General features: G+C 46.6%; 27 protein-coding genes. 16 read left to right on the forward strand and 11 right to left on the reverse strand.

Annotated features, from left to right (window positions below):
* The first annotated feature begins 117 nt into the window (after window positions 1-117).
* The 5 genes from nrdR to JSU04_11970 are packed head-to-tail and all read left to right on the forward strand — an operon-like array spanning window position 118 to window position 2,876.
* Window positions 118-684, forward strand: a complete 567-nt coding sequence (gene nrdR, locus JSU04_11950) for a transcriptional repressor NrdR (GenBank protein MBS1971016.1) — start codon at window positions 118-120, stop codon at window positions 682-684.
* A complete protein-coding gene (gene nusB / locus JSU04_11955; protein ID MBS1971017.1) occupies window positions 635-1,030 on the forward strand; it encodes a transcription antitermination factor NusB in 396 nt (131 codons plus the stop codon). The genes nrdR and nusB overlap by 50 nt, the downstream gene beginning before the upstream one ends.
* Entirely contained in the window at window positions 1,030-1,476 is a 447-nt protein-coding gene (locus JSU04_11960; protein MBS1971018.1) for a hypothetical protein, read from the forward strand. Before nusB ends, JSU04_11960 begins: the two co-directional genes overlap by 1 nt.
* Before the next feature lie 27 nt (window positions 1,477-1,503).
* Window positions 1,504-2,040: a GTP cyclohydrolase gene (locus tag JSU04_11965; protein ID MBS1971019.1), complete on the forward strand. Its 537-nt coding sequence runs from the start codon at window positions 1,504-1,506 to the stop codon at window positions 2,038-2,040.
* The gene (locus JSU04_11970) at window positions 2,037-2,876 is read left to right on the forward strand and encodes a kinase/pyrophosphorylase (GenBank protein ID MBS1971020.1); all 840 of its coding nucleotides are present in this window, start codon (window positions 2,037-2,039) and stop codon (window positions 2,874-2,876) included. The genes JSU04_11965 and JSU04_11970 overlap by 4 nt, the downstream gene beginning before the upstream one ends.
* A 19-nt stretch (window positions 2,877-2,895) precedes the next feature.
* Here the strand turns inward: JSU04_11970 and JSU04_11975 are convergent, their stop codons facing one another.
* The gene (locus JSU04_11975; protein MBS1971021.1) at window positions 2,896-3,894 is read right to left on the reverse strand and encodes a hypothetical protein; all 999 of its coding nucleotides are present in this window, start codon (window positions 3,892-3,894) and stop codon (window positions 2,896-2,898) included.
* Window positions 3,895-4,045: 151 nt separating this feature from the next.
* On the opposite strand from JSU04_11975, the gene JSU04_11980 reads away from it, so the two are divergent.
* A complete protein-coding gene (locus JSU04_11980) occupies window positions 4,046-4,870 on the forward strand; it encodes a TIGR02147 family protein (GenBank protein MBS1971022.1) in 825 nt (274 codons plus the stop codon).
* A gap of 8 nt (window positions 4,871-4,878) precedes the next feature.
* Here JSU04_11980 and JSU04_11985 read toward each other — a convergent pair whose 3' ends face one another.
* Window positions 4,879-5,382 carry a hypothetical protein gene (locus JSU04_11985; GenBank protein MBS1971023.1) on the reverse strand — a complete coding sequence of 168 codons (504 nt, stop codon included), beginning with the start codon at window positions 5,380-5,382 and terminating at the stop codon, window positions 4,879-4,881.
* Window positions 5,383-5,589: 207 nt separating this feature from the next.
* Here JSU04_11985 and JSU04_11990 point away from each other — a divergent pair, with 207 nt between their 5' ends.
* The 4 genes from JSU04_11990 to JSU04_12005 are packed head-to-tail and all read left to right on the forward strand — an operon-like array spanning window position 5,590 to window position 10,622.
* Window positions 5,590-7,110, forward strand: coding sequence for a hypothetical protein (locus tag JSU04_11990; protein MBS1971024.1), 1,521 nt, complete (start codon window positions 5,590-5,592; stop codon window positions 7,108-7,110).
* Window positions 7,111-7,124: 14 nt separating this feature from the next.
* Entirely contained in the window at window positions 7,125-8,477 is a 1,353-nt protein-coding gene (locus JSU04_11995; GenBank protein MBS1971025.1) for a hypothetical protein, read from the forward strand.
* Window positions 8,478-8,487: 10 nt separating this feature from the next.
* On the forward strand, window positions 8,488-9,609 hold the full coding sequence (locus JSU04_12000; GenBank protein ID MBS1971026.1) for a hypothetical protein: 1,122 nt from the start codon (window positions 8,488-8,490) through the stop codon (window positions 9,607-9,609).
* Window positions 9,606-10,622, forward strand: coding sequence for a hypothetical protein (locus JSU04_12005; GenBank protein ID MBS1971027.1), 1,017 nt, complete (start codon window positions 9,606-9,608; stop codon window positions 10,620-10,622). Before JSU04_12000 ends, JSU04_12005 begins: the two co-directional genes overlap by 4 nt.
* On the opposite strand, the gene JSU04_12010 is transcribed toward JSU04_12005, so the two are convergent.
* Window positions 10,619-11,524 carry a LysR family transcriptional regulator gene (locus tag JSU04_12010; GenBank protein MBS1971028.1) on the reverse strand — a complete coding sequence of 302 codons (906 nt, stop codon included), beginning with the start codon at window positions 11,522-11,524 and terminating at the stop codon, window positions 10,619-10,621. The two genes, JSU04_12005 and JSU04_12010, sit on opposite strands and share 4 nt — an antisense overlap.
* A 70-nt stretch (window positions 11,525-11,594) precedes the next feature.
* On the opposite strand from JSU04_12010, the gene JSU04_12015 reads away from it, so the two are divergent.
* On the forward strand, window positions 11,595-12,320 hold the full coding sequence (locus tag JSU04_12015) for a hypothetical protein (protein MBS1971029.1): 726 nt from the start codon (window positions 11,595-11,597) through the stop codon (window positions 12,318-12,320).
* Window positions 12,321-12,476: 156 nt separating this feature from the next.
* On the forward strand, window positions 12,477-13,583 hold the full coding sequence (locus JSU04_12020) for a hypothetical protein (protein MBS1971030.1): 1,107 nt from the start codon (window positions 12,477-12,479) through the stop codon (window positions 13,581-13,583).
* 61 nt (window positions 13,584-13,644) lie between these two features.
* Here the strand turns inward: JSU04_12020 and JSU04_12025 are convergent, their stop codons facing one another.
* From JSU04_12025 to JSU04_12035, 3 genes are all read right to left on the reverse strand, one after another.
* A complete protein-coding gene (locus JSU04_12025; protein ID MBS1971031.1) occupies window positions 13,645-15,075 on the reverse strand; it encodes an insulinase family protein in 1,431 nt (476 codons plus the stop codon).
* Between the two features lie 3 nt (window positions 15,076-15,078).
* Window positions 15,079-16,410, reverse strand: a complete 1,332-nt coding sequence (locus JSU04_12030; GenBank protein ID MBS1971032.1) for an insulinase family protein — start codon at window positions 16,408-16,410, stop codon at window positions 15,079-15,081.
* A gap of 110 nt (window positions 16,411-16,520) precedes the next feature.
* On the reverse strand, window positions 16,521-17,036 hold the full coding sequence (locus JSU04_12035; GenBank protein ID MBS1971033.1) for a flagellar basal body-associated FliL family protein: 516 nt from the start codon (window positions 17,034-17,036) through the stop codon (window positions 16,521-16,523).
* Between the two features lie 173 nt (window positions 17,037-17,209).
* Between JSU04_12035 and JSU04_12040 the strand changes: the two genes are divergently transcribed.
* The 3 genes from JSU04_12040 (at window position 17,210) to JSU04_12050 (ending at window position 19,511) form a co-directional block, all read left to right on the forward strand.
* Window positions 17,210-18,238, forward strand: coding sequence for a L,D-transpeptidase family protein (locus tag JSU04_12040; GenBank protein MBS1971034.1), 1,029 nt, complete (start codon window positions 17,210-17,212; stop codon window positions 18,236-18,238).
* 72 nt (window positions 18,239-18,310) lie between these two features.
* Window positions 18,311-18,868, forward strand: coding sequence for a hypothetical protein (locus tag JSU04_12045; protein ID MBS1971035.1), 558 nt, complete (start codon window positions 18,311-18,313; stop codon window positions 18,866-18,868).
* A gap of 100 nt (window positions 18,869-18,968) precedes the next feature.
* Entirely contained in the window at window positions 18,969-19,511 is a 543-nt protein-coding gene (locus tag JSU04_12050; GenBank protein MBS1971036.1) for a hypothetical protein, read from the forward strand.
* A gap of 80 nt (window positions 19,512-19,591) precedes the next feature.
* Here JSU04_12050 and JSU04_12055 read toward each other — a convergent pair whose 3' ends face one another.
* From JSU04_12055 to JSU04_12075, 5 genes are all read right to left on the reverse strand, one after another.
* Window positions 19,592-19,771, reverse strand: a complete 180-nt coding sequence (locus tag JSU04_12055; protein ID MBS1971037.1) for a hypothetical protein — start codon at window positions 19,769-19,771, stop codon at window positions 19,592-19,594.
* Between the two features lie 39 nt (window positions 19,772-19,810).
* Entirely contained in the window at window positions 19,811-20,551 is a 741-nt protein-coding gene (locus JSU04_12060; GenBank protein MBS1971038.1) for a rhomboid family intramembrane serine protease, read from the reverse strand.
* Window positions 20,552-20,581: 30 nt separating this feature from the next.
* A complete protein-coding gene (locus JSU04_12065; protein ID MBS1971039.1) occupies window positions 20,582-21,076 on the reverse strand; it encodes an HIT domain-containing protein in 495 nt (164 codons plus the stop codon).
* A 123-nt stretch (window positions 21,077-21,199) separates the two neighbouring features.
* Window positions 21,200-22,174, reverse strand: a complete 975-nt coding sequence (gene sppA / locus JSU04_12070) for a signal peptide peptidase SppA (protein MBS1971040.1) — start codon at window positions 22,172-22,174, stop codon at window positions 21,200-21,202.
* Between the two features lie 91 nt (window positions 22,175-22,265).
* Complete coding sequence (locus JSU04_12075) at window positions 22,266-24,062, reverse strand: 30S ribosomal protein S1 (protein ID MBS1971041.1); 1,797 nt, start codon at window positions 24,060-24,062, stop codon at window positions 22,266-22,268.
* 221 nt (window positions 24,063-24,283) lie between these two features.
* Between JSU04_12075 and JSU04_12080 the strand changes: the two genes are divergently transcribed.
* A complete protein-coding gene (locus JSU04_12080; protein ID MBS1971042.1) occupies window positions 24,284-25,537 on the forward strand; it encodes a hypothetical protein in 1,254 nt (417 codons plus the stop codon).
* The last annotated feature ends 8 nt before the right edge of the window (window positions 25,538-25,545 follow it).

Raw genomic sequence — 25,545 nt, forward strand, 5'->3', positions numbered from 1 at the left:
GCGCCATGTAAGCAAATGACTCACATGGTCACACTATGGGTTTTCTGACGGCCTTGATTGACGCCCCTTTCACGGTTTTCGTAGTCTAGAAACTAGTAGGAAACGAGACTTTAGACCATGAAATGTCCTTATTGCAGTCACAGTGAAGACAGAGTTTTAGACACGAGAGTGCAGAAAGACGGCTCGATTCGACGCCGTCGCGAATGCCTTGAGTGCAAAGCTCGATTCTCAACAATGGAAACATTGATGTTGAGCTTCCCGTTCGTGATCAAAAAAGACGGACGTCGTGAGCCTTTCAGCAAAGAAAAAATTCTGAAAGGGTTGCAAGCTGCTTGTCAAAAGCGCCCTGTGAGTCTCGCGCAAATCGAAAACGTTGTTGAACGCATCTCTTCGTGGATCATTAGCCGCGGTGACAATGAAGTCCCTGCTCGCTTGCTCGGTCTGCGGGTGATGGCGGAGCTGAAACAACTCGACGATGTCGCCTACATTCGTTTCGCCAGCGTCTATCGGACGTTCAAAGATGTTCAGGAGTTTGTAGAAACTCTCGAAGATCTGGAAATGATCGACCTTGCTGATCCGAACAATCCGCAATTGCCATTAACCTCTGTGAACTATTCTGGAAAGCCTGAAGAAGATGAGAAGACAATCCCGGGAACTCGCACTACAAGTCCTCTTTCAAACTGAGTTTGCGCCGCAAATTTCTAATTCTGATTTGATGGAGGTCCTTGGGGCTGCCGTCGAACCTGAAGTGGTGACTTTTGCCACGGACATTATCCGTGGTGTTCAGGCACAAAAATCAGCGATTGATTCTAAAATTCAATCTGCCAGCGCTCACTGGAAACTCGAGCGCATGGCAACCATCGACCGCAATATTTTGCGTATTGCGGTTTACGAAATGCGTTTTGCACCGAATCCACTGAAAGAAAACATCGTTATTAACGAAGCTGTCGAGATCGCGAAAAAATTCGGAACGACCGAGTCTGCCAGCTTTGTGAACGGTCTTCTGGATCAGGTCGCTAAGGCTCACTGATGAATATTTTGTCTTCGGCGAGTGCCTTTAACCCTGGCTCGGATCTCTGGATTGTTCCAGACTCTGCCAGCTGTCATTGGGTACAGAAGCTCGACTGGTATCTGAATTTTCAGATCGTCAAAAGCCAAAGACATCTCAGCCCTGAAACACGCAATTTTACAAAATACATTCAAAAGGAATCTGGTCTCGAGACTTATGAGATCAGTTTGCCAAAAGACGCGCCTTTGATGATTACCTCAGAGGCCTTCTTTCCGAATAAGTGGGTTGTGGTCGTTCCAATGACCGCGAACTTCGGCATCTGGGTCCGCGAAGTTTTAGGCATCTGGGAAAACCTGAAACAGCCGTCTTTGCGCATTTTCCTGCCCACTGGACAAAATGCCGGGTCCTTCAACAAAGAGTGGCAGAAGCTTCATAACTTCGAAGATTTCACCGTCGTGCTTGATTAATCTCCTCAAACTTGAGGAAATAAGAGCATGAACATCATCACCCATCTGCAAAAACGCATTGAATCTATTCTTGATCACGATCTGGAAACTCCGAGTGAGGAAGTTCTTCTTGCGAAGAAAAATTTCGAAGTGCTCACCGATCCTCGCCTGCTCCGCGGTCTTGCGGAAAGCCTGCCAAATGACAACACCGACAAAGCGGTGATCTTGTTTTCACGCTTGGCTTTGTATTTTGATGCCGGCGTGTTTTTGGAAGCTGACAAAACTCAGTGGGAACCGCAAGCGCAGTTTCATCGTGGCCATGTGAGCGTGTTGAAACCGGCGCAGAAGAAAAAGATTTCTCTGCCGAAGTCCGACCTGATGAGTGTTTTGCGCACGGATGCAAAACCTTTATTACAAAAAATGGATTTAAAGAATTTGGATGCGGAAGGAAGAACGGTTTGTCTGTTCATTCGTCCGGGAACTGACTTTGCATTTTTATTATTCTCTTCTTTGCCGGATCTTTGGTTGAAAGACCATATCCGCGCAGTCACAGAAGCTATTCACCGCGGAATTAACAACGAATGACTATGACAACGTGGACGATTTATATTTTGTCGGATGGTACGGGCGAAACCGCTGCTACGATGATTCGTGCGGCTCTCGTACAGTACGCCAACAAAGATATTAATATCGTCCGTTGTAAAAACGTCCGCACTGAAGCGCAGATTGAATCCATCATTGACGAATGCTTCGAGCGCCGTGGCTTTATCGCCTACACCGTCGCGAGCCCTGGTATGCGTAAAAAGATTCACGAGCTCGCCTCCGCGAAGGGTCTGCCTTCTTTCGACTTGCTGGGACCATTGCTGAATACACTCGACAGTTTCTTCGGCGTCGAGAATACAAGTACCGTGAACGTGCTTCGCACGGTGGACGAAACTTACTTCAAGCGCATTGAAGCCATCGAGTACACAGTTAAACACGACGACGGAAAGACACTCACGCATTTGGATAAAGCAGACATCGTGCTCGTTGGCATCAGCCGCACGAGTAAGACACCGCTTTCGATCTTTCTAAGCCACAAGGGCTGGAAGGTTGCTAACGTTCCTTTGGTTTTGAATACACCATTGCCAGAAGAATTGTTTAAGGTGGATCAGCGTCGCGTGGTGGGTTTGATTATTGATATCGATAGTCTTCACCGCATTCGCAAAAACCGCCTTGAGAAGTTCGGTCAGGATCCTGGTGGCGAGTACGCATCGGTTTCACACATCGTCAAAGAGATCGAGTACGCGCATCAGATCTTTAAGGTGAATAAACGCTGGCCGGTCTTTAACGTCACTGAACGTGCGTTGGAAGAAACTGCGGGAGAGATCGTTCGTATTATCTCTGCCCGCTTAGGTTTGCCGGACTCAGTTCTGTTCTAACCAAGCCCGACCCTTTATCTTACGGAGTCTGCACAGAACAATTTAGCGGCTGCTCCTCTACGCTCGTAGATGGATAATTTTGCGAAAGCCAGGAAATATAATATTTAGGCATTTGGTATCCAGGAATGACTTGCCCTGAATTATAATCTTTGAGAGCTTCCCATCGCTTCGTGATGGTTACAAGATCTCCATCTTCAAAATTAGAGCTGATCGTCATGGACATTTTAGTGCTACTTCCAATTCGGTCCTCGCCTTTAACAATGGGGAATGTCTTAGCCTCTGTTAAATCGAATTCACCGTTGGAACCAAAGATGATTCCTTGCGTTTCGCTCATACGAATATGCCCACCAAGCACTTGAAAATTCAGTACCCATGAATCTCCCTGAGGATATGCGACAAAATAATTTCCTTTAGCAAAACACTTAAGACCATTTTGCGGCATCTGAATTTGCGGTTCATTCCAAACAGTACCAGGGTCAAAAAGGCTTGCAACAACATGACGTGATCTTTGGGAATCAGTAGCACCATATAGGCGCGCTGCTTTATAGACAGCCTCGTGCAAAATCAGTGCGGCGCGATTCGACTCTGTCATTCGATCCCAAATATCCCCATTCACCAAGATATTTGTGTCAGAAAAATAGTTAGCAAGCTGCTCGGCCTGACAACCCTGCGGAAGCGCTACAACCAAGGCGTCGTCGACCGGCTGAAGCTCCACGCCATGAACTAGCCGCATATTCTGTTGTACACTTTTCGCATAACCTTCAATAAGTGGCCTTACACTCTTCGGAATAACTCCGAAAGCATGATTTAACTGCGTTTCCATCGTCACTTTGTTGAAGACCGGAATATTCAGACCGTAAAGAACTCTTCCTTCGTAAATATCCAAAGTTTGGGCCGATGCGATCGCCCCGGAAGGATCACGACAAACGACACCCTTACCTCCACCGCCGCTAATAGCACCGGTAGCATGTGCGTGCATCCCTGCGAGTAACAAACCTGTCACAAAAATCTTCTTCATAACTCCCCCGTTTTTATTTTTACAGAGCTATCCTTGTCTCTGGCAACTTTAGTATCGATGTCTCGCAAAAAAAGAATAGATTTAATTTATAAAATAAGTATATTTAATTTTATAAATTAATAAAATTAAAACCATTTCGCGAGATGTTTTCATGGACTTAAGCATTTTTGATTTTAAGAGTTATAGACCCTACCTTCTGAAGGTTTTCGGCGACAAAGATCAAAGAAAAGGCCTCAAGTCTCAAGCGGCCAAATCAATTGGCTGCCATACTACACTGATATCTCAAGTACTCCACGGACAAGTGACTTTAAATTTAGAACAAGCAGAACGCATGAACGAATTTCTTGGCCACAGCGAAGAAGAATCTCACTACTTTCTTTTACTTGTTCAAAAAGAACGAGCCGGCACAAAGTCTCTCGAAAGCTATTTCTTGGCGCAAATGACCCAGGTTTTAAAAAATCGCCAGAATATAAAAAAACGGGTTGGCAAAACAGACTTTATTTCAAGTGATGAAGAACTTCGCTATTATAGCTCTTGGCAGTTCGCCGCTATTCATGTGGCTCTTTCTATTCCGGAGCTTTCAAATCCAGAAGCTCTCTCGAAAAATCTAAATGTTCCTCTCCAGCAAGTGCGCGCGATTCTTGAATTCTTGACTCGAATAGGGCTGGCAAAAGCCAAAGACCTTCGCACTTTTGAAATCGGGCCAAAACATATTCACCTAGGATCTGATTCACCTCAAATCCGTAATCACCACCTCAATTGGCGACTCAGAGCTATGGAGGCCATCGATCACGATCCTAAAAATAACCTGCACTACTCCTCAGCCGTCACCCTTTCACGGGAAGACGTTGCAAAAATCAAAGAAATTTTGATTCAGAATCTGACGACTATGAACAAAGTTATTCAAGTATCAAAAGAAGAAGAAATATACGGATTAAATTTCGATTTTTTTAATCTCACACCGAAAAATATCTAACAAAAACACTATTGAAATTTCGAGAAGAAAAACGCGGGAACTGGATTTCCGCGATGTGCACACGCCTTGGCCACGCTATGGGCGTCTTTGAAGATTTCTGCGTGGATCGCACTTGATTTCATTGCCCAGAAAATCTGAAGATAATCCGCTCCGCTGAGTTCACAGAAACCTGTTTTAACGTAGCAACCTGCGTGACTTTCAAAACCGTCGCCCTTAATTTCGCTACAAGTGCGTCGCGAATTTTCAATATCTGCTTTTGCGAATTCTTCCATCAAGCAAACACGTACACGGCGAAGCCATGTATGGGCTGCCGGTGAATAGTTTTTTTCGCTGTGGAGATAGATCTGACAGAACTTAAAACCAAATCCAACTGGATAACCTTTTGAGCCGCAATGATGAGATTTTTCTTGGCACAGATAAAAACCGCACGAGTCGACATTCGGCTCGCAAACATCGCTGGCCATTGAGACCAGCGGGGCTAATAGTAGGAACAAGCCAAGGATGAATTTCATGAATTGAGAATTTAATCGATTTTGTCCCCACCCGCATCCGGGGCCTAAGATTTTGTAATGATTATCTAAACTAAATCCTGAGTCTGTCCAAAGTTTTAACAGCCCAGTGACAATATGAGGATGGGCCGTGGAGTGTCCCGATGCTCCCCCGCTGGAGTCGCTTTAAAACTCTGGAACCGGGCTTTCTTTTTGCTCTAACCCGTTGGTATGAAGACACACTTCTCAATCACTGCTATTGTCCTTTTGTTCAGCTTGCATGCTGTTGCGGCCCCATTCTCATTTCGAGACACTCGCGATGAGCTGATCTACCGCCAGCTCTTAAAAGAGTTCCCCGTAGAGGTTAAAGGCTTCGATCAAACCAAAGAGCCACCAGAGGTGGTTGCTGCCTTTTCCGCAGACTGGGCGGCCTTTATTAGCGGCAAAAGACCCCTCCCACCGAAGTGGCTCGAGGGCTATAGCTGGTCCCGTTATTTAAATGCCTTCCTTTTTGAAGGCTCCTCTGCGCCTTTAAAGATTATGCCGGATGATAATGAGCGACTGAAAGTAAAGATCAATACAACGGCGGCTCATTCCATTGAGGATGCTGCCCACTATTCTGAAGAGCGCGTTGGTGGTGAAATTGCCAAAGCTTTGCAGCAGAATAAAATCACCGCATCTATTTACGGTGGGACGAAAGAATCCGTCGCCAATGCTTTAAAAGTCGACGGCAAACAGATCAAGTATCTGCCATCCCCTTATGATGCTTGGGGTATTCACAAGGCTTACATTCCTTCGACAGCGACTCTCGATAAGAAAGCACGCTACCTGATGGTTATTCCACCTTCCCGTCAGTATGTGATTCACTATGCGGCTATTTTTAACTTCCTTAATATCAACGTTGAAAATGCGATCCTGAATCACACCGATCAGCGTCGCCAAGTCGAGCGCCTTCGCCTCGAGTTCCAACGTGTGGCTCTGCAACTCCCAGCCCCAGTGGATGTGCTTGCCTTGGGTTACTATAATGTCATTCAAGAAAACAAAGATGGTTTGAAGGCTATTTCCCCGGAAATTCCGATGAGCGACGGCCTCACAGTGCAAATGATCGAAGAAACCCGCATCGCTGACAAACCGGTCCGCTATCTTATTATTAAATCTGATATGGCCATCTGGGGCGAAAGCAGCTCCTTGATGGTTGAAGCCGCCATGAGCTTAAAACCAAGAGCCGTCGTATTTATGGGTTCCGCCGGCGGTATTCGCGAAACAACTCGTCACTATGATATTTCTGTTCCTTCTTCTTTTCAATTGGGCGACCGCACCATTGATATTAAAAACGCGGCGATGGAGGGAATGTACGCTGTTTCAGGCCCTTGGCGTTCAACCGTCGTAGACGTCAAACACGGGCACACCAACAGCCCTATTGAGCAAACCAAGGCTTATGTTGAAAAACGCGTGAACTCTCAGATTGATTCTTACGATGTAGAGCAGAATCTGATCGCCGAAACCATCGCGGAGTACAATAAGAAAGCGGCAATGCCGGCATCTTTCATCGCTTTAAACTTAATTACGGATAAACCTAGCAGCTACACCCATGACTGGAAATCTGACCATGATTTGAGCCGTGTAAATAAAGAGCTCAAAGCCGATGCTCGCCGCCGCGCTGTGAACTTGGCTCTCATGTCCGTTCGTAGTTCAGCAACGATTAGTAAAGCTTTATCAACTATCACTTGTGACCGTGCGCTTTTGCCATAATCAGAGGAAATATTATGAACACTGCTTCACTCAAAACTATTTCTAAAAAAATGACCCTGATGGGGCTTGCGTTCTTGCCACTCGTGGCCTTCGCGCAAGAAAAGAGCGCTGACGACATCCGCCGCGAGCTCATCGTAAAAGCATTCAATACTTATTCACAAGAATTCGTGGGCACTCTTACTGCGGACGACGTCAAAATCAAGGACGGCATTGGCCGCGTCGATGTGAATAAAGAAGTAAAATACTCCTATTACATTCAGACCGAAAATCCCGCAGATCCCAAGAGCCCGATCACTCTGATTCCAATGGCAACGAGCCGCTATGCTCCGACTTATTATCAAACCGACGAGTGGTGGGATGCTCATAAAGCTGAAATCGACGAAGCCAAGCGCAAAGGCATGCGTCCGCCTCAACAAGACTCAGCGGAAGTGGCAGAGTGGTTGAAAAAGATGAAACTTTCTACGAACCCGATAGTTTTGCAGATTGATGCAAAACAAAAAGTTTCAAGCGTTCGCTTGCAACAGTTTCTTTCCGAGTACTACATGAAGAACTTCGTTCAAGACGGCAAAGTTGTTCTCTATCGCGGTGGTGAACGTGCGACCGAGACCGGCGACTGGTTGCGCGGCGTGCGCCCAAAAGGCTCTCGCTACTGGACACCAACCGCAAACTATGGCTGGAGATACGCACGTAAGAACGCAACTTTCTTACAAGAACTGATCGACGGAAAACCGCCTATTTATGTGTTTGAAGTTCCGTTGGCAGAGTTTAAACGCCTGACTCAAGAAGGTCGTTGGCCGGATTTGACTTTAGGAACCGAGCTGACAAAGCAAGCACATAACAACTTTGATATGCGCGGCACTTTCACTGACAATATCGGTGGCGGTTTGGATTACATGGGTATCGGTAAGATCGGCGTTGAGTTCGAAATTCGCTCGAACTCTGCCGGCGCGAACTCGATGTCTCGTTACTTTAAGCGTGTGGTCACAATTCAAGAATTAGTTACTGACCGCGTGAAAATTATCCGCGAGACTTCGGCCCGCGTTCAACAAATGCGACCGCAGAATGCAGACGCCACTCGTGCTGCGTTTCTTGCTCGTGAAGAAAAAACAATCTTAGAAGGTAAGCTCCTTTACGCGGTTCAGAATGGTTTTTCGCAAGAAACGGCGAAGTACATGCTGACAGCGATGCAACAGGCCCGCGGTCCGGCAGAACTCACGGACTCTTTGAGTGGCGAGAACTTCATTAGCTTGATTCAACAAAGAATCGCGAGACTTGCTTCAAGACCGGCTCAGATGAATGAAGAACTGCAAAAGCTTGAAGCGGCATTTGCTAAATCTGCAATGACTTGCAACGGCGTATTTCACTAAGGCCTATGCCATGAGAAGCCTCAAGTTTATTTTTATGATTTTGATTCTTCTGTCTATCGCAAATGCAGCGATGGCGCAGGAGTATATTTTCAAAGTCGACAACATGAACCAGGTTTGGATCACTCCACCTGGTGCTTCGACATTCCTAGCCGGAACCATCGAGACGATTCCCAAAGGCACCCTGCTCTATCACTGGGGTAAAGCCACTCCAGAACAAGCGAAGGCATGGGATGAAGCCGGTAAGATCTCACCGGACCTCTTGGAGCGTCTAAAGCAGGGCCAAGGCTTCGTCGGCGGTGGCTTCTATGTTTCAAAGGATCCTACCGACTCTAGCTCCTACGGCAATGTTCAAGTTGTCGTTGAGCTGACAAAAGATATCCAAGTGATCAAGAGCGAACCAGGCGTCACCTGGGGCATGAGACTCTGGCCAACTCTGGAAAAAAATGGAATTTCAGGAGTGGGAGTGACTCATACACACACATGGATGAATATTATCGATGCTGAAGCCCTTACAAAAGAGTTCGTGGCAACGAGCGAATTTTATAAAAAGAATCACCTCAAACAGCTGACAACGCGCGAACGATTCACCGACTTTATGAGTAAGTTTCCTGAATTGGAGGCGGATCCATTTTATCAAGAGTTCGGACAAAAAATCGACAAACTTGCTACTGACATCATGTCGACAGACAGACCAGCAGCCATTGCCGCATTCACGGAAGTTTTTGAGCACGGAAACGATTTAAGCAAAACGAAGGCTCTCAGCAGTACTTACATGAATCAAAGATACGCTGCCCTAAGCGATAAGAAGACCGTGGATTACGCATTAAAGGCTTTAAAAGGGAACAATACATTGGCCCAAGAGGCCCAGTATGCTTTGGCTTATCTCGTCAAACAGCCCCGACAAATCAATAACTATGTTTTTGCTAATGCAACGAAGAATCTCTTACTCATGACTGATCTTTTAGCGCCGATGAAACATCAGCTGTCATCTGATAGATATTCCGCACTTCTCCAGGAAGCTAAATACTATTTAGCGAAAGAGAATCCTTACTACATTAGAAAAGCCATCGAAGATCTAAAAGAAAAAGGCCGATGGAATCCGCCAATGATGTGTGAGCTGGTCTTCCGATGAAACACTTGCCTCTTTCCATCCTCATTATTAGCCTCTTCGTTTTTTTGGCATCCTCACCAAGCCAGGCACAATCCCCGCGCGTTGAGATTGTAAGTAAAAACGGCGGACAAGAGGCATGGCTTCACGACGGACGTGTAGAAACTCTTCTTGGCAAAATTGAAGTTTGGAAAAAAGGCATGTTCTTGTTTCACTGGGGCGACGCCACACCCGAGCAAGCAAAAGCTTGGAACGATGCCGGCCGAATCTCTCCGGAACTTTTAGGCTATCTAAAAACACAGGAAGGATTTTCCGGCGGAGGATTTTATGTCTCGACCAGTCCGGTCGACTCCCATGGCTATGGCAATACTCTTGTGGTCATTGAACTTCCAAATGACATCCGCGTGCTCAAATCCCATGTGACCGGCACGATTGATTGGAACCGATTGCATTCTCAACTTGAGGGCTTTCATATTTCTGCCATCACAGTTTCCCATATGGAATCCTGGGCGACGATTCTCGACTCTGAGGCACTGACAAGAGAACAAGTTGCTGATGCACAGTTTTTTAAAGCCTATCATTTCAATAAAATTCCAAGAGCCGATATGCTTGCAGACTTCGAAAAAAAGATTCCCGGCTTAAAAAACGAACAAACTTACAAAGACCTCGTTACTGAGCTAAAGCAGTTAAAAAAAGATCTTAAGTCCACTGATATCGAAAAAGTAACCGCGGCCACGGAGAAATTGATTTCAAGGGGTGAGCAAAGACTGATTGAAGAAAGCCTTTTTGAATTTCGTCCGAAATACGCCAATGAAGAAACCGTGGATTTAGTAGTTCCGCTGCTGAAATCAAAAAGCCGTCTTTCAAGCTCGGCTGTACAACTTCTTTGGAAAGTCGTGAACAATAAAAAAGACCTCAGAATGTATACCTATACGAGCATCTTGAAAAACAGCGAAGAAGAAAACATCAGAGCCTTTGCCATCAAAGGCCTCGAAAAAATGAATGTCTTTATGTGCAGCCAGGTTTTCAGGCCTTAAGCTTTTTCCTGAGTCGCAATTGTTTGATATAAAATCTCTGCGAGCTGACGTGCTTCCGATGTTTTGCGGAAGTAGTAAGTCATGTCAATTTCGTAGTGGAACTCTTTGACGTGAACGTGATTCAAACGGCCTGAACGCACTTGCTTACGAATAGAGTGCGCCGGCAAAAATCCCCAGCCCAATCCAGATTCGATCACGCGTTTTAAAGTTCCGACATTTGAAGATTCAAAAATCGGTTTTGGATTAATCCCCGCTTTACTCATCAGACTTTGTAATTTGTCATTAAATCCAGGGAACTCATCAACGAAATTCACGAGTGGAAAGTGACTGAGTTCTTTGGCCGCGATCTGCGCTGGAATGTCCGTTTCTTTGCCAGAAACAACAAGCCACATTTCTTCTTTCAGCAAAAACTTTTCTTCAACGCCTTCAAGCTCCAAACCAAACTCTTCTTGAAGCTGCGGCAAAATCAAAACGTCGAAGTTGCCTTTTTTGAAACCCTTCACAAGTTCATCACCGGATTTGTATTCGACTTTGATTTGCAGATCTGGATTGTGGCGCATCAATCGGCCCATCAATGGGCTCATGATGTGAAGACCGATGGAGTTCAAAGTTCCGATACGAATTTGGCCTTTCAGTTCTGCGCCGATAGATTTGATAGCGATTTCCGTTTGCTGTGCCAATTGGAGAATTTTACGAGCGTGCTCGAAGAGCACTTCACCTTGTGGAGTGGCCTTAATTTGACGAACGCCTCTGACCAGAAGTTCAACACCTAGATCTTCCTCCAGGTTTCTGATCTGCTGACTGACCGCTGGCTGGGTCAAATAGAGTTTATCAGCTGCTGCGGTCATACTGCCTTCGCTAATGACGGTAACAAAAGTCGTAAGCTGATAAAGGTTCATCATGAGTTTTCTCCTTTGATCAGAGCCCTATTATTCCTTATACTTATATCTAAACCACGATTGAGGTCCAAACATGAAGTTTCTCAACTATTCTCTGATTGCTTTGCTGCCTATCTTACTCACAAGTGTGGCTCAGGCCAAACCTTTTCGTAATGCCTATATCTCCTTCGAACTTCCCCCTTCTTGGAACTGTAATCTAGAACAAACGGAGTGGGTTTGCCGCAGTGAAAGCTCTAAAGAATCCAAAGAGGCCATCATCATCCTCACCGCAAAAGAAGTTGGACCAACGGATTCTTTTCCACAATACGAAGCTCACTTAAACAGTCCGATCACAATGAATTTGAAAACCGGTGGGACCGCAGAATCTAAAATCGTCTACAAAGCAAAAACAGTTCAAATCAACGATCAACCGTGGATTGACGGCCTTCACATGGGGAGCGAAGTTCCGAACTACTTCACTCGTTACTTGGCAACAATCAAAGGCCGCATTGCTGTTCTCGTGACATTCAGTGCGCACAAACAGTTCTACACAAAATACAGCAACGACTTCTTTAAAGCTGTGATGAGCTTGCGCGTGATCGAGACTAAGAATCTCAATAACAACCCTGAAATTCGCCCGGGCAGCGGCGGTCCTCTTGGCCCGGGCAGCTTCCAGAACGCCATGCCGGCAGATATGGCGAACCCCGACGATATGGGTGGCAATGGCGGTAAGGGCGGCAATAAGATGATGCTCTTGCTGGTCGCGGTGATCCTCGCGGCAGCCGGTATTTATATCTTCCTGAAGAAACGCAAAAAGTAAGACCTTAGACCAGGTCAGGGTGTCTAATCCACCGACACCCTGACTGATTTCGTCCCCTCGTCGAAGCCTTTGTCAGTAAAACTCCTTCTAATTTCCAATAGTTGAACTCATGTTGGCGCCCCGTTTGCTATGAATTCCTGCAAACGAGGTATCGTTATGCTTTTCCAAGTACGTACTTTCCTAATGGCTTCTTTGCTTTTGGCCTTCACAAGCCCTGTGATGGCTTCAACACTCCACAATTCAGAGTCTACCGACCAGGACCTCATTGTGACCAATGTGCGCGAGACCTCGCCGGCATCAGACATCCTGCAAGCCAGTGATCCTGCACTCTTGGATCAGGACTTTGCATTTACTTACGACCCTAAAGACTTCGACGGTGAAACAGATACCTCCGGCACCAAGGAACAACTGCTCAAATCTTTACGCGAAGAAATGAACACCGCTCGCGATCAGAAAGATCTTTATGTCCCTCGCGCGCCTGTGAGCGCCGAGCTTCTCGAAAAACTTTCGAGTCTTTCTGAGCCGGAGTTGCAATCCTTTTTGGGTAAAAAACAAAAGTTCCTCGAGAGAATGGCAAAAGCGCTTCTCTTCTTGCGCTTGAAACCGAAGTTTGTGAATAAGGTTTTGGCAGAAGTAAATACCAAGTTTTATAACTCTTCCCGTCTGATTGCCAATAGCAACTCCGCGGGCGTTGCTGTGATGTTCTCAGTTTCTGGGGGCCTTGCCTTGCCGAGAAAAATCGTTGAGAAATTGCAAACCCGTTCGCTCGGAAAATTTATTCCAAAAACCGGAGGCTTCGCTTACTTGCTTGGTCTTGGTGTTGGCATTTCCCGCACGATGAAAGAAGACGGACGTCCCCACTGGGTTCTCGACGTCTTCGTTGATACAGAGAAATTGAAATCAACTATGACCGGCATGCTGGAAGTCTCTGCAGCCGGCACTTACGGAGTGGTTTATGAATTGCGCGAAGGCCACTTCAAAACACAAACCACAGAAACTTCATACGGTGGCGTGGCCGGAGTTTTCCGCCAAGGCACGAACCAATTCGGTTGGGCGGCTTCAACGGGCATGAGCTTCCCACCAGCAATCGGCGCGATCCTCGTTTTCACAAACGAAACAAAGCGCCACTATATTTTCAGATTGGATTTCACGAAGTTTGCGGGTGACCGTCTTGAAACCTCGAAGGCCTTCATCCTCTCTTGGATGCAAAGAACCGGCATGAAAACAAAAGCCTCTGCGCTGAACTGCTCAGAAGTGTTCTAATAAAAAAGCCCACACCTCTTCAAGATGTGGGCTTCATTAAAATCTAAAAAATTATTCGCGACTATTTCACTTTTTCAACAACTGGTTTGTATTCCTTCAGCTGATCGCCGACTTTCTTTTCGTCAGCATAGACAAGCACGCGGAGCTTCTTTGCATCCAGATGCTTTTGAATTGTCTGGTTTACATCCGCTAATGTCATCGCAGCGACATTCTTATTGAAATCCTGCAAGTAACTGAGTGGAACGCCATAGTAATTCAAGATCAAAATATTATACGCCAAGCGGTCCGCAGTCTCGATCGCACGTGGGAATTGACCGAGCATTTGCTCTTTGGATGCTTTAAACTCAGCTTCAGTCAGACCCTTTTCTACAAAGTCAGTAAAGACCTTCAAGCTCTCGTCGAGAGTTTTGCCGATCGTTTCGTTCTTCGTGAATGTATTGATGGCAAACGCGCCACGATCGGCACGAGCATCAAAGTAAGAGTAAATAGAGTACGTCAAACCGAGATCATCACGTACATGCTGATTCAAGCGGCTACCGAATTCTCCACCCAATGCCACGTTCGCCAAACGCAATTTCAAGAAGTCCGGATCGTTACGGCGAATACCGAACTCACCGATACGGATTTGAGCCTGCTGCAAGCCCGGCTTGCTCAGCACTTTGACTTCCAAACCTTCGATAGGCTTTAACTCCGGTGTCGTGAAATCGCGGATCGGCTTACCTGACCACTTTTTGAATGCCTCGCCCACTTTTGCCTCGAAAGCCTTATCAAAGCGGCCCACCACGGCAAGTTGTGCATTGTTTGGACGATAGTTATTCAAGTAGTGCCGGATAATATCCTGCTTCGTGATCTTTTTCACCGAAGCCGGAGTTCCCGTGACATCATTTGCATATGGATGACCTTTGAACAAGAACTCATCAAACGCGTCGTTCGCGTAAGCAGAAGGGTTATCCACCTTCTTCTGCTGTTGAGCGATCGTCTGAGCTTTCGCACGAGCCACCTCAGCATCCATGAACGCCGGGTTCATTACGATGTCGGAATACAAAGACAAAAGCTTATCTGAAGAGTTCACCAACGCGTCCATCGCAATCACTGTGAAGTCATTGCTTGGCTCGATATTAATTTCAGTTCCGAGCTGACCGAGCTCATCGGCCACCACGGTGGCGTTTTTAGACTGGGTCCCCTGCTCAAGCAACTGGGCTGCCAAATTGTTGAGACCTTCCTTGCCTTGTGGATCTTGACGGGCTCCTACTTTCACCAGCATTGTCATGCTCACACGCGGTAAAGTGTTATCCGTGATAAATAGAATGCGCAAGCCGTTTTCAAGTTGCACTTCGCGCATCGGGCGGAGTTTAAAGCTCCCCGCAGAAGCGGCCACGGCAGGCTTTTCTTCTTTATTCACAATCTCGGTTTTCTTTTCAGCAGAACCACAAGCCGCCAATGTCGTTACGACCATCAAGCTTGGAAGAGTTTTTATTGCAAACTGTTTCATGGACTACTCCTTCTTCGCTTTCGGCTCAAGAACGACGATCGATCTTTGATTTTGATTGAGGTATTTATTAGAAACGTCCTTCACCTGCTCTGCAGTGACAGCATTGTACTTATCCAGATCTTTGAAGAGATTCTCGTACGAACCCGTCATGATCTCATTCACCGCCAAAGCGCGCGCTTTGCCGTCGATTGTTGTCAAACCATCGACCATTTCTTTCATGACCTGAGTCTTCGCTTTTGCAAGCTCTTCATCGGTCACAAGCTTATTACGCATTTTCCAGATTTCTTGATACACAAGATCGAGGCTTTCTTGCATTGCTACACCTGGCTTCAAGTTCACACCCACGGCAAAGACACCTTGGTCTTGCATAGTGGAATCATACGAATAGGCGGATGTCGCCGTTTGCTTTGCATAGACAAGGCGCTTGTACAAGCGGCTCGAGCTGCCATTGCCAAGAATGTTCGCGGCAAGATCCAAAGCATACATATCCGGATGCGCATTCGGCACACCACCGAAAGCCACCGTGAATGAAATCCCTTGAACGTCTTTTTTCACGCTCGCATTTCTTTGCGTATCTTGAGTCGTCTCGCGCGGATACTCACGGCGAGGCATCGGGCGATAGGCCACAGGGCCGTAATACTTCTCGATCAATCTCTTTGCTTCAGAAGTTTTAAAGTCACCCGCCAAAACCAAGATCGCGTTGTTCGGCACATAGTAAGTGCTGTGGAAATTTCTGAGAGTCTCGATTTTGTAGTCAGAAATATCTTTCATCGTCCCAATCACCGGCCAGCGATAGTTCGAAGTCTTAAACACCGTGCCCATCACTGTTTCCATCAACAAGCCCATCGGGTTGTTGTCAATACGCCAGCGACGCTCTTCTTTCACGACTTCACGTTCGCTCTGGAGATCATCCGGATTCAGGTTCAGGTTGCTCATGCGATCAACTTCGATCTGCATCATCATCTCAAGCTTTGAACTTGGCAAAGTCTCATAGAATCCAGTGTAGTCGTAAGTAGTAAACGCATTGTTAACGATGCCGTTCTCATGCAAGATGCGGTCGAAAGACTTGCCAGGATAGTTCTTTGATCCCTTAAACATCATATGCTCGAGCATGTGAGCAGAGCCCGTAATACCCGGAGCCTCGTCACGCGAGCCGACCTTGTACCATGTGTGGTAAGAGATCAGTGGTACCGAATGATCTTCATGCAACAAAACAGTCAGGCCATTTTGCAGCTTGTACTTCGTCACCGGCAGATTGATTTTCAGATTGTCTTTCTCTTGTGCGTGAGCCAAGGAAAGCATAAAGAAAAGAACAGACCAAACAAGGTGTTTCATAGGGACTCCCAATAATGTATTTATTTTAAGGAGTCCCGAATCAAAGGCAATGATTTTACAGGAAGCTGGCGGGCCTAAAGCCGAGTCTATTGAACCAGATAACCTGCGTTCTACTGAACGACAAAATCAGAGAAGAAAACATCTTTCACGACACCCTCATGGAGGATGCTGTTTACTTCCATTGCGATGGTATCTTTGAGGAAGAGTTTTCCCTGAATGCTTTCGAGTTCATTGAAGGTCTTATCATTCAAAACACGCACGATCTTGTCACGGGCCTTCGCGCGGCTGTCGGGGCTCATGATTTCCTCGTAACCCTCTTTGCCGAGCATCTGCAAACTGACCTCAAGGCGGATACTGCGCTTAGGCTCTCCGTCCAGGTTCACTGTGAACTTTTCCATTGTGAAGATATACGGAGCGTAACGCTCATCCTCGGACTTTGATGACATCTCTGCTTCCAAAGCAGCTTCCGTGATTTTAGGGCTCTCCCACGCCATTGTGGAAGAATAGACCAAGAAGGCTCCGCCACCTAAAACACCTAAATTCAGCACCGCGAAGATCGCCGTCAGAATCATACCGGTATTTTTTGGCTTCTCAGGCTGCTGTGCTTCGTCTTTTTTCTCTGCCATAAAATCCTCGTTTCCTAAGGATTATATCGGCGTTCGTGACCTAGGTCTTAACAACCTAGGGCCTGGTTTTAAGCAAAAATATTTAACAGAAATTGTCGAAACTTTAAACAGGCCTGGGCCTCTGATAGAGCAGTATTGACAATACCTTGAGAGAATCATTCTAATATCTATATATGACCAGAAGATTCTATACCGGGATTATTTCGTGCGTTGCTGTAACCGCATCATGGGGACTTGTTACCTCGTCAGCTTTTGCCGCTGAGGAAACCGCACCCATTTCTCAAAACAAGACAAACACGGACCTGCTTCCTTCAGACCTTCTGCAGATTTCAAGCACCGAGGCCTTTAGCAAATACGTGTTCCTGGTCGACAAATCAGAACGCCATCTCCAAGTCTACGAGCGCAAAGGCGAAACCATCGAGAAAATCCTCGACTTCCCGTCTGATATGGGAAAAGCAGCCGGCAACAAAAGCAAGCGCGATGACTTCCGCACTCCAGAGGGGATCTACTTTTTCGAAAAGAAATTGAACCAGCCTGAAATTCCTTACAACCTCTACGGCGAATTGGCTTTCACCACAGACTACCCAAATATCTTTGACCGCCGTGACAGCAAAACCGGCTCTGGGATCTGGCTCCATGCCGTTCCCGACACGGTTCCATTGACTCGCGGCTCCCGCGGCTGCGTGGTAGTTCGTAACGAAGTGATCCGTAAGCTCAAAGAATATATCAAGCTCAAAGAGACTCCGATCTTGATCTTCGATAAAGTCAGCTACGTTTCCAAAGAAGAACACGACAAGCGCCGTGTCGCTTTGAACGAGTTCATCGAGGGTTGGAGAAAAGCATGGCAGTCCCAGAACATTGATGAGTACATGAAATACTATGATGCTCAGTTCAAAGCTCCTGGCTTTAACTATGACAGCTGGAAAGCCCATAAGAACAAACTAAAGAATCAGTACGAATACATCAAAGTTCAGCTCTCTCAACCCTTCTTGCTACTTCACAAAGATCAGCTCATCGTGAAGACCTTCCAACGCTACGAATCCAATGGTCACGCCGACTTCGGAGTTAAAACGCTCTATGCAGTCAAAGCTGACTCGGGGTATAAAATCATCCGTGAAGAATGGGTGCCAGTTCGAGAGAGTGTTGCCAATACAGCTTCAACAGTTTCTACGACCACACAACCCGCCGCTCCTACCAACTAATTTATTGTTGAAACTCGCATAGAATCCTCCTAGAAAGTGGAACCTTTCCACCGACCTCTAGGAGGTTTTTTTATGAAATTTTTAGCTCTCGCATTCACTCTCTTGAGCTTGCAGGCTCACGCAGCAGTGACCCAAGATTTCCTCGAAGTTCATGCCGCCGATCTTAAAGATCAAAACCTCATCCACATCCGCGACGTCGGTGTCGGCTTGATCAATACCCACAAACTTTCAACTCACCAGAATTCTTGTGGCGAAGCCCTCACGTTCCGTGGCCCGCAAGATAATATGAATCCAAAAAGCCTCCGCACTTGGATCCATGGCATCGGCGCTGAGTTGGCGGCCCTGAATCAGGATGAAGACTTGAAGTTGAATGCCGTGAAATTGACCTATAAAGATATCAACGAGAAGATCACTTTGCTGGCGGATAGAAACCGCCTCCTCGTCGATAAGTACGGCGTTGCCCAGTTAAGCACGGCCATTGCCCGCGAAGTTCAGAAAGACACTAAAAACTACTATGTTCTATTTGGCGACTATTTGGATGGTCAGACAGGCTGGATGACCGCCGTGATCCTCGTGAAGCTCTCATCCGGCGAAGCCGTGATGTTTGCGAACTCAAATGACTGCTTTTAGTATTATTCTTTTATTGAATAACAAATAGAATTCTATTCATTTCATATCCACATCGCCCTTTGATAAAAGGTCCCTCATCAACAAAACACGTGAGGGACTTATGAAACTTTTTAATCAAATTTTAGCTCTGACTCTTGTTACTTTCGCAGGCTTCACTTCTGCTCAAGCCGCTACTCCAGCAAACAATATCGAAACTCTTGTAAAAGCTTTGGCAAAAATCACTGACAGCGGTGTCTATACTTACAAATTGCAAAAAGGCACAACGGCTCGTGCATTGATCGAAGAAGCTTACATGAAAGAAAATAAAATCTCTCAACTCGATGAGGATTTTGAATTCTCTGAGAATGTTGACAGTATTGAATACGCTGACGGTAACGGTTATGGTACTGCGACTGAAACAGCGACTCTCAATGCGATCTACGGTTTGCTGGATGCTTCTCAGCCAGATCTAAGCAAAGGCGATTACAACCTCATCACTTCACAAGCAGAAACTCTTCTTCAAAAACTTTCGCAAGAAGGCGCCGTATTCGGCTACAATGCTGGCGGCTCAGGTGTTTGCGGCGTGAGCTATGCAACGATCTACGTGATCGACGTTAAAACCAAAGTGATCTACGAACTCACTTTCGTTAGCGGTGCTTGCTAGTTATCGGAAAATAGCCAGACCAAAATAAAAAACCCACGCTATAAACGTGGGTTTTTTATGATCACTTAAAAACGAAAGAACTAGTGTTGTTCTTGGCTTTCGCTGTCAGTGTCTTCAGACAAATCGATATTGTGAGCCATATCAGGCAAAGTCTTCAAGTAAGCTTCGAGTTCTTCTTTCGTCAACTGACCGTTGTTGATATACCATTCAGTCAAACGTTTATCGAATTTCAAGTTCTTCATTGCTTTAGCTAGAGACATTAGCGGACTCCTTATCAAAGACCCATTATATATAAGAATTCAGTTCCAATATCTAGGACCATTATCCGATTTTTTCGGATTTTCATTGTCTACTACAAGACGCAGATTACGGCCCTTCTTCTTACTCTTTTTAAAGTTTTCGTAGTTCTTCATGCGGCTCATGAGCAATAAAGCCACGTAGCCCGAAGCTAAGCCCCCAATGTGGGCCAAATAAGCCACTTCCCCGCCGCTGACGCCAGAAGTCAGCATGGAAGCGATCTGAACCACCCCCATCACCATTACGAAATAGCGCATTTTCATTGGGAAAAGCATGAAGAAGTAGATAATACGCTCGCCGAACAAGATCCCCTGAGCGAGCATCAAACCAAAGATGGCACCCGAAGCCCCGACCACCGGTACCATCAACCCCGCCTGGGAGCCCGTCGCCGCCGCATAAGCCGCCATCCCGCCACAATACAAGATCGCAGCCCCAATCCCTGTAAACAGATAAAAGAACAGGAAGTACTTCCCGCCCCAGCGCTGTTCCAATTCGGCGCCAAAGAACCAGAGCATCAGCATGTTAAAGAGGATATGCGTGATCTGCATCGAGTGCAGGAACATATAAGTGAAAAGTTCCCAAACGTGGAATTCAAAAATAACCCGCGCCGGAACCAGGCTCAGATAATGTGTGAAAGGAACTTTGAAAAAGCCCTCCACCAAAACCTGGAAAACAAACCAGATTGCCACGTTCACAATCACCAGCCACTTCACGACTGGAGTGAACGGAAGTGCCATGCTCATTTGTGGTCCACGATTCATGGAGATTCTCCTCTACGACTTCCTAGTAAAATAACTCAAAAGGCGGTCATACGTCTGCTCTAGACTTTCAACAACGACCTTAGTCTCGGCAATCAACGGGAAGAAATTCAGATCCCCCGCCCAACGCGGAATCAAATGGTAGTGTAAATGGTCCGGAATTCCGGCCCCTGCCACTGCGCCATGATTCAGGCCTACATTGACTCCACCAGGTTGATAGGTGTCTTGCAAGGCCTTCATCGCCAAACGCAAAGTATCGTTCAAATCTGCATAAGCTTCTTTGCTAAGTGCCAAAAGATCGCCTTCGTGCTTTAGTGGAATGATCAAAAGATGCCCGCTGTTGTACGGAAACTTATTCAACACAATCATCGAATATTTCGATTTATAGACACAAAGAGTTTCAAAAGACGGCTCGCTTTTGGCGGCTTTACAAAAAACGCAGCCTTCCGGCTTCATCAATTTACGGACGTACTTAAATCGATCCGGGCGAAAGAGCACATCACGTTCCATCGGCCAAAGATCTTTAGCTACTTTTAAGAAAGCCTCTTTCGGCGGCTGAAGCTTTTTCACTGCAACCGGCTTTGCTGTCTTTTTCGCAGATGTTTTCTTTGCGGCTTTCTTTTTTGCCAAAACTTACTCCCAGAATCCCGGCATAATCAGCATCGGCTGATTCAAACCTTGAACGCGCAAAACCTTACGAATGGACGCCTCCATTCCTTTATCGCTTGAAAACTTCGAGAAGTAACGAGCCGCCTCTTCAGCAGAGTTCAAGTCATCGTCATCTTGTTGCTCCAGCAAATCCCAGAAGCTTGGCTTCTTTTTAGGCGCTTCAAAAAGTTTGTAATCCGTCCCAAGATTGGCCGCTTCTGCCGCCACCTTGATGGCATCATCCAGAGTTCCCAATTGATCGGCAAAACCCAAAGCCACAGCTTGCTTACCGGTCATTACGCGTCCGTCAGCATATTGGCTCACGACTTCGTCTTTCATCTTACGTCCGTCAATCACGGCTTGCTTGAACTGACCATAAACGTCGTTGATCAAATCTTGGAACAAAGCCTTTTCATCGGGTCTCATCGCGCGGTATTCAGCGCCCGAGTCCTTGAACTTGCCGGAGTTGATCGAGAAGCGAGAGATCTTTGCCCAGTCATAAAGTTTTTCAAGATTCGCAAACTCCATGATCACGCCGATCGAGCCCACCAGCGCCCCCGGAGCCACCACGATTTTATCGCACGCAACCGCCGTGTAGTAAGCGCCACTCGCAAGCAATCCCGATGAAGAACAAATCACAGGTTTTTTAGTTTCTTCTTTCAACGCTTTGATCGCAGCATAGAGCTCTTGTGAAGGACCAACCGCTCCGCCCGGAGAGTTGATATTGATAACGATCGCTTTGATCTTATCTTCATCTTTGTATTTTTTGAGCTTCTTCAGGAACTTCTTGCCGTTCATGATCACGCCTTCAAGATCCAATTGAAGAATGCTGTTCTTAGAAACCAGCATCGCTTCTTCAGAAGACTTCGAGCCAACCATTCCACTGATCCATTTCACAGTGCTCACAAGACCAACGATCACAAGAATAACAATGATAAAACGTACGAAAGGATTTTTCATAGGAACTCCATTAAGGAGTCTATTCTAGCAGCCAAAAAAAAAGGGAGTCCATGTGGACTCCCTTTCGTGCTGCTTAGCGCAAGAAAACTAATTAGTTTTTACCATCAGTTTTCATGTTTTTGAGCTGATCTGCGAACAAATCGCCCAAAGTCGACTTAGATGTCGCAGTCGCTTTCTTCACGTAATCGTCAACGTCCGCTTTTGATTCACGGAGTTTAACAAGTTTAGAAGAAAGACCGATCTTACGAGCGTCTTTATCGATAGAGATTACTTCTGCTTTCAAAACAGTCCCTGGTTTTACGAACTCTTCAGTGCTGTTGATTTTGTCAGTTGTAAGCTCAGAAATGTGGATCAAACCTTCGATATCAGATTCCAACTCAACGAAAGCACCGAAGTCAGCGACTTTAGTTACTTTAACATCGTGTTGTGTGCCGATAGCGTATTTGTTCTCGATGTTTGACCAAGGGTCAGACTCAAGCTGTTTGATACCCAAAGAGAATCTTTCGTTCTCGATGTCTACGCCCAAAACAACCGCGCGAACTTTTTGGCCTTTAGCGTAGAGTTCGTTAGGGTGATTTACACGTTTAGTCCATGAGAAGTCAGAGATGTGAACAAGGCCGTCGATGCCTTCTTCGATACCGATGAAGATACCGAAGTCAGTAACAGACTTAACTTCACCTTCAATGATTGTTCCTGGAGCGTAAGATTCTTTCAACTCAACCCAAGGGTTAGCTTGGAGTTGTTTCATGCCCAAGCTGATGCGACGGTTTTCAGTGTCTACTTCAAGAACGACAACTTCAACTTCTTGATCAACCGCTACAACTTGAGATGGGTGCTTCACGCGCTTAGTCCAAGACATTTCAGAAACGTGGATAAGACCTTCGATGCCTTCACCAAGTTCTACGAATGCGCCGTATTCAGCCAATGAAACAACTTTGCCCTTAAGCTTAGTGCCTGGAGGGTAAGATGCTTTTACAGATTCCCAAGGATCAGGATGCAATTGCTTCATGCCCAAAGACACGCGCTCTTTTTCCTGGTCGTATTTCAATACTTTTACTTGGATTTCGTCGCCCACTTTCAACAATTCTGAAGGGTGCTTTACGCGGCCCCAAGACATGTCTGTGATGTGGAGAAGACCGTCCATACCGCCCAAGTCAATGAACGCACCGTAATCAGTGATGTTCTTAACAAGACCTGTAACGATTGAACCTTCTTTCATAGTATCAAGAGTTTCTGCTCTGAGACTGTCACGTTCTTCTTCAAGAAGAGCGCGGCGAGAAAGAACGATGTTGCCACGTTTTTTATTGAACTTGATAACTTTGAATTTGTACTTCTTGCCGATGTAAACGTCCATGTTGCGAACAGGACGAAGATCGATTTGTGAACCAGGCAAGAATGCTTTAACGCCGATATCAACGCTCAAGCCGCCTTTAACCTTAGCAACAACAGTACCTTCAATAACTTCTTCGTTCTCAGCTGCTTTAGAGATATCAGACCAAGCGCGAAGCATGTCGGCTTTGTCCTTAGAGAGAACGATCATACCGTTTTCGTTTTCGATACGGTCGATCAACACTTCTACAGTGTCGCCGGCTTTTACTTCACGTACGCCGTCAACAACGCGGAATTCGTTGATTGCAATAAGTCCTTCAGACTTATAGTTGATGTCGACAAGAACGTAGTCAGATTGAACTTCGACAACTTTACCAGTAACAACGTCACCGATTTTGAAATCTTGGTCTTTCATGGACGCTTCGAAAATCGAAGTGAACTCGCCTTTGTCTGTGTTTCCGTAGATTCCTGGGTTAGCAGCAACTTTAGAATCTTCTGCGTCCAAGAAAGCTAGAACTTTCTGCTTTTCTTGAGCGGCTTTGTTTAATTGTTTCCCCATAGTAATAATATGTACCTCCCACGAAATAGGTCCTCTCGGTGGCTTGCCCTGGGTGTTTAAAGGCTTGCCGGGTCCTACCCGTTTAATTATTGAAGAATGGTTGTATAGGCCCGATATCATTGAGTCAATGCGGAAAGTTAAACTCTGCGTTGTTAGACGTTTACGTCTTAATTTCATCAGCCATTCCAGAGGGGTTCACAGCCTTCCTGTAAACACAAGAAATGCGATTTCTAACTCTGACAACCGCCCTGATTTTGACTGCCGTGACGGCCCAGGCCCGGAGCTACCGGACCGAAATCCTCTCTGCCCTCAAGCACTTAGAGAGTTCTCAAGCCAAAACCAAAGGCGCTTACGAGCCCGGCCAGTGGCCCACTGTCGTGACGGCCATCTTGGCCCCAAGCCTCCTGGGCGTCGGCCGCTGGGGAAAGCCCTATCCCGAAGCCACGATCTTTACCACCTCGACGATTATTAATGTCCTTCGCCAAATCGAAGAGGACGGACCTGAGTACCGAAATGAAATCAATCCCCTTATCAACCGGGCGATGGCGGGCTTTCCGGCCCACGCGGACCCGCCATTCTACAATTTCTACCCCCTCCGCCAACGCAACGGAGCCTGGGTGCGCGGGCCAAGGAATTTTTATCTAGCTCCCTACCTCCGCGGCCTGGCCAATGTTCCACCGGACGCCGATACCAACTCCGTCACTTACCTGGCACTGCGGAGACCAGTGCCTGACAAAGTGATGGCGGCGTTTGCGCGCTTCCGCGATCTCGATCGTAAGCCGCACTACTATGATAAGGATTTAGGTATTATTAACTCCGGCGCCTTCATGACCTGGTTGATGGACGAAAAAGATCCTCAGATGCCACGCAAGTTCGGTCATCCCGAACTCGGCCAGCGCATTCCCTTCGGCACCAACGACGTTGACTGCGTGGTCAATGCCAATGTTTTAAAGCTGCTCGCCTCGCAAGGAAAAACCCGCACCCCTGGCTATGAAGAAGCCTGCAGGCTGGTGAAAGACTCCATCGACCGCAATCAACTTGGCACTTGCGGCATCTATTACCCAAGCAACTATCAGCTGACCGTGCAGGTCGCAGAGATTGGAAATCTTGGCGGACGCTGCCTGCAAAGTTACGAAGCCAAAGTTCTGCAGTATGTGCTGGACACTCAGCACCCGAATGGCTCATGGAGCAACTCTCCGCCAAATAGACCCGACCGCATTCACGCAACGGCTTTAGCTCTGAACGCTCTGATGATGCTCGGAAACCCCGCCAACCCAGAACATCGCCGCAAAGTACGCGGTGGTATCGAGTATCTCCTCAGCACATCTCGGCGTGATGAAAATGGAAATTTATACTGGAAAGGCCAGGTGTTTTTCTCGGCCGTGGCTCAGGCGCGATTTTCAGTTGTCTGGAGATCAAGTTCCTATACAACGGTGCTGGCGGCTCGCGCGCTTCAGCTCGCCGAAAAATATTAAGGAGGACC

This window comes from Bdellovibrionales bacterium (genome assembly GCA_018266295.1).
In the GTDB taxonomy this organism is placed as follows: domain Bacteria; phylum Bdellovibrionota; class Bdellovibrionia; order Bdellovibrionales; family Bdellovibrionaceae; genus JACMRP01.